The sequence below is a fragment of the Serratia sp. 506_PEND genome, assembly GCF_001076875.1.
Classification (GTDB): Bacteria; Pseudomonadota; Gammaproteobacteria; order Enterobacterales; family Enterobacteriaceae; genus Serratia; species Serratia marcescens.
In genome coordinates, this window is the sequence record NZ_JVEL01000017.1 from 1 (window position 1) to 4,194 (window position 4,194).

The 4,194-nt window shown below is 61.2% G+C and carries 6 protein-coding genes; 4 read left to right on the forward strand and 2 right to left on the reverse strand.

From position 1 onward, the window contains the following. Positions 1-44 precede the first annotated feature (44 nt). From gsiC to ADK28_RS00575, 4 genes are all read left to right on the forward strand, one after another. A complete protein-coding gene (gene gsiC, locus ADK28_RS00560) occupies positions 45-965 on the forward strand; it encodes a glutathione ABC transporter permease GsiC (RefSeq protein WP_016928458.1) in 921 nt (306 codons plus the stop codon). Positions 966-974: 9 nt separating this feature from the next. Then, the gene (gsiD, locus tag ADK28_RS00565) at positions 975-1,883 is read left to right on the forward strand and encodes a glutathione ABC transporter permease GsiD (RefSeq protein ID WP_193392108.1); all 909 of its coding nucleotides are present in this window, start codon (positions 975-977) and stop codon (positions 1,881-1,883) included. 81 nt (positions 1,884-1,964) lie between these two features. Further along, entirely contained in the window at positions 1,965-2,207 is a 243-nt protein-coding gene (locus tag ADK28_RS00570) for a type II toxin-antitoxin system CcdA family antitoxin (RefSeq protein ID WP_079449478.1), read from the forward strand. Between the two features lie 9 nt (positions 2,208-2,216). Then, complete coding sequence (locus ADK28_RS00575) at positions 2,217-2,519, forward strand: CcdB family protein (protein WP_028127948.1); 303 nt, start codon at positions 2,217-2,219, stop codon at positions 2,517-2,519. Between the two features lie 35 nt (positions 2,520-2,554). Here the strand turns inward: ADK28_RS00575 and fghA are convergent, their stop codons facing one another. Both fghA and ADK28_RS00585 read right to left on the reverse strand, forming a co-directional pair. Continuing rightward, a complete protein-coding gene (fghA, locus tag ADK28_RS00580; protein ID WP_015377214.1) occupies positions 2,555-3,397 on the reverse strand; it encodes an S-formylglutathione hydrolase in 843 nt (280 codons plus the stop codon). Positions 3,398-3,411: 14 nt separating this feature from the next. Beyond that, the coding region (locus tag ADK28_RS00585; protein WP_048794610.1) for a zinc-binding dehydrogenase at positions 3,412-4,194 on the reverse strand (783 nt) is incomplete at its 5' end.

The window sequence follows — 4,194 nt, forward strand, 5'->3', positions numbered from 1 at the left end:
TCCCCGCCTGCGGCCCGACGGCGGCGGGCGGGGGAAGGAATGAGATGCTCAATTATTTTCTGAAACGACTGCTGGGTCTGATCCCGACGCTGCTGATTGTGGCGGTGCTGGTGTTCCTGTTCGTCCACCTGCTGCCGGGCGATCCGGCGCGGTTGGCGGCGGGGCCGGAGGCCGACGAGGCGGTGGTGCAGCTGGTGCGCAAGGATTTGGGGCTGGATAAGCCGCTGCCGCAGCAGTTCGCGCACTTCTTCGGCAACGCGCTGCGGGGCGACTTCGGCATCTCGATGGTGTCCAAGCGCCCGGTGAGCGAAGAGATCGCCTCGCGCTTTATGCCGACCTTCTGGCTGACCGTCGCCAGCATGCTGTGGGCGGTGGCGTTCGGTCTGGCGATTGGCGTGGTGTCGGCGGTGTGGCGCAACCGCTGGCCGGATCGCCTCGGCATGACGCTGGCGGTGTCGGGGATCTCGTTCCCGGCCTTTGCGCTCGGCATGCTGCTGATGCAGGTGTTCTCGGTCGAGCTGGGGTGGCTGCCGACGGTGGGCGCCGACAGCTGGCGGCACTACATTCTGCCTTCGATCACCCTGGGGGCGGCGGTGGCGGCGGTGATGGCGCGCTTCACCCGCGCTTCGTTCGTCGAGGTGTTGCAGGAGGACTACATGCGCACCGCGCGCGCCAAGGGCGTGCGGGAAAGCGTGGTGGTGATGAAACACGGCCTGCGCAACGCGATGATCCCGGTAGTGACCATGATGGGGCTGCAGTTCGGCTTCCTGCTCGGCGGTTCGATCGTGGTGGAGAAGGTATTCAACTGGCCGGGGCTGGGGCGCTTGCTGGTGGATTCGGTGGAGATGCGCGATTACCCGGTGATCCAGGCCGAGGTGCTGCTGTTCTCGCTGGAGTTCATCCTGATCAACCTGCTGGTGGATATGCTGTACGCGGCGATCAACCCGGCGATTCGTTACCAATGAGGATGCGGCATGATTAAGCATTGGCGGCGCAACGCCGCACTGAAGGCGATGCCGCTTATCGACCCTAACGCGGTACGCACGCCGTGGGGTGAGTTTTGGCGGCGTTTTCGCCGTCAGCGGGCGGCGCTGGTCGCCGGCCTGTTGGTGCTGCTGCTGATTGCGGCGGCGCTGCTGGCGCCTTATCTGGCGCCGTTCGATGCGGAAAATTACTTCGATTACGACCGGCTGAATGAGGGGCCTTCGCTGGTGCACTGGCTGGGCGTAGATTCCCTCGGGCGCGATATCTTCAGCCGCATCCTGATGGGCACGCGCATTTCGCTGGCGGCCGGGGTGTTCTCGGTGCTGGCGGGCGGGGCGATCGGCACCCTGCTGGGGCTGCTGGCCGGCTACTATGAGGGCTGGTTGGATCGCCTCACCATGCGCGTCTGCGACGTGCTGTTCGCGTTTCCCGGCATTTTGCTGGCGATTGGCGTGGTGGCGATCATGGGCAGCGGCATGGCCAACGTGATCGTCGCGGTGGCGATCTTCAGCATTCCGGCCTTCGCCCGCCTGGTGCGTGGCAATACGCTGGTGCTGAAGCACCTGACCTATATCGAGTCGGCGCGCAGCATCGGCGCCTCGGACGGGACCATCATCCTGCGGCACATCCTGCCGGGCACCCTGTCTTCGATCGTTGTCTATTTCACCCTGCGCATCGGCACCTCGATCATCACCGCCGCCAGCCTGTCGTTTTTGGGCCTGGGCGCCCAGCCGCCGACGCCGGAGTGGGGGGCGATGCTCAATGAAGCGCGCGCCGATATGGTGATCGCGCCGCACGTGGCGATCTTCCCCAGCCTGGCGATATTCATCACCGTGCTGGCGTTCAACCTGTTGGGCGACGGATTGCGCGACGCGCTCGATCCGAAATTGAAGGGGTGAGGGTATCGCTGAATTGGCATACCCCTGTTTTACGAGTATAACTGATGAAAATTTGACCCGTGTATATTACAGGGATGAGGTATGGATATGGCAAATAGCAATGTGACGAAAAAGACAGTCAACGTAACCATCGATCGCGATCTTTTCCAGCGCGCAAAATCCCTGGGCGTCAATGTGTCATCCGTATTGACAGACGCATTGAGCGTCCGCGTCAGGGATATTGAGATTCAACAGTGGCGCGAGCAAAATCGCGCGGCGTTAGAAGAACTTAATCGTATCACTGAAGAAAATGGTTTGTTGTCTGATGAATATCGGACATTTTGAACATGCAATATTACCGTATATGACAATACGTATCCGGCATCAGCCTATCCCTACTTACTGGACGTTCAAAGCGATCTTATTGATGTCCTCTCGACCCGGTTAATGATCCCTCTTTATGCTTTGGATAACGTCAGGGTTAAAATTTCTGCACGTTTATGCCCGGAGATTGAGGTCAACGGCGAAAAGTTTCTTGTTATGACGCATGAGATGGCTGCCGTACGTATTTCGCAGATTGGGAAGGCCGTTGGTAATGTCAATGAGCACAGGAATCAAATTAAAGCCGCTATCGATTTTCTGATTGATGGCTTTTGAAGAAATCCGGGCGGTTAAACCGCCCGGATTTTTTATCAGCGGAACAGGTGCTCGGCGTGGAAGCGCAGGTGATCTTCCACGAAGGTGGCGATGGTGAAGTAGCTGTGATCGTACCCCGGCTGAATGCGCAGCGTCAGCGGCCAGTCGCGCTGGCGCGCCAGTTCGGCCAGCCGCGCCGGCTGCAGCTGATCGGCCAGGAACTGGTCGTCATCGCCCTGATCGATAAGGACCGGCATTTTTTCCGCGCCGCTGGCCAGCAGATGGCAGCTGTCGTACTGCAGCCACTGGCTCTCGTCGCTGCCCAGATAGGCGGTGAACGCCTTGCGGCCCCACGGCACCTGGCACGGGTTGACGATCGGCGCGAAGGCCGATACCGAGCGGAAGCGCTGCGGATTGCGAAACGCCATCATCAGCGCGCCGTGGCCGCCCATCGAGTGGCCGAAGATCGACTGACGATCGCTGACGCTGAAGTGCTGTTCGATCAGCGCCGGCAGTTCGGCGCTGATGTAGTCGTACATGCGGAAGTGACGATCCCACGGCGCCTGGGTGGCGTTCAGGTAGAACCCGGCGCCCTGGCCCAGATCGTAGCCTTCGTCGTTCGGCACCTCGTCGCCGCGCGGGCTGGTGTCCGGCATCACCAGCACCAGGCCCAGCTCGGCGGCGATGCGCTGCGCGCCGGCTTTCAACGTGAAATTCTCGTCGTTGCAGGTCAGCCCCGACAGCCAGTACAACACCGGCGGCGGGTTGTCATCGCGCGGCGGCGGCAGGTAGATGCTGAATGTCATGTTGCAATTCAGGCTCTGCGCCGCGTGGCGATAACGCTGTTGCCAGCCGCCGAACATGCGGTGCTCTTCGAGAAGTTCCAATGACAACGTCATCTCTGCCTCCTGGCTTATTTGTCGAAGTGGATGACGGAACGGATCGATTTGCCTTCGTGCATCAAATCGAACGCTTCGTTGATCTGCTCCAGCCCCATGGTGTGGGTAATAAAGTCGTTCAGCGCGAATTCGCCGTCCAGATAGCGCTCGACGATGCCCGGCAGCTGCGAACGGCCCTTGACGCCGCCGAATGCCGAACCGCGCCAGACGCGGCCGGTGACCAGCTGGAACGGCCGGGTCGAGATCTCTTCCCCGGCGCCCGCGACGCCGATGATCACCGATTCACCCCAGCCCTTGTGGCAGCACTCCAGCGCGGAACGCATCACGTTGACGTTGCCGATGCACTCGAAGGAGAAGTCGACGCCGCCGTCGGTCAGCTCGACGATCACTTCCTGAATCGGTTTGTCATAGTCTTTCGGGTTGATCAGATCGGTAGCGCCCAGCTTGCGCGCCAGATCGAACTTGCTGGTGTTGATGTCGATGCCGATGATGCGGCCCGCGCCGGCCATCTGCGCGCCGATGATCGCCGACAGGCCGATGCCGCCCAGGCCGAAGATCGCCACGGTGTCGCCCGGCTGCACTTTGGCGGTGTTCATCACCGCACCCATGCCGGTGGTGACGCCACAGCCCAGCAGGCACACTTCTTCCAGCGGCGCTTCCTTGTTGATTTTCGCCAGTGAAATCTCCGGCACCACGGTGTATTCGGAGAAGGTGGAGGTGCCCATGTAGTGGAAGATCGGCTTGCCGTCCTTGAAGAAGCGGGTGGTGCCGTCCGGCATCAGCCCTTTGCCTTGGGT

Bases quoted from the DNA above. Each gene is read 5' to 3' on its own strand.
- fghA (WP_015377214.1), bottom strand. From the start codon at position 3,397: ATGACGTTGTCATTGGAACTTCTCGAAGAGCACCGCATGTTCGGCGGC.
- gsiD (WP_193392108.1), top strand. From the start codon at position 975: ATGATTAAGCATTGGCGGCGCAACGCCGCACTGAAGGCGATGCCGCTT.
- ADK28_RS00570 (WP_079449478.1), top strand. From the start codon at position 1,965: ATGGATATGGCAAATAGCAATGTGACGAAAAAGACAGTCAACGTAACC.
- gsiC (WP_016928458.1), top strand. From the start codon at position 45: ATGCTCAATTATTTTCTGAAACGACTGCTGGGTCTGATCCCGACGCTG.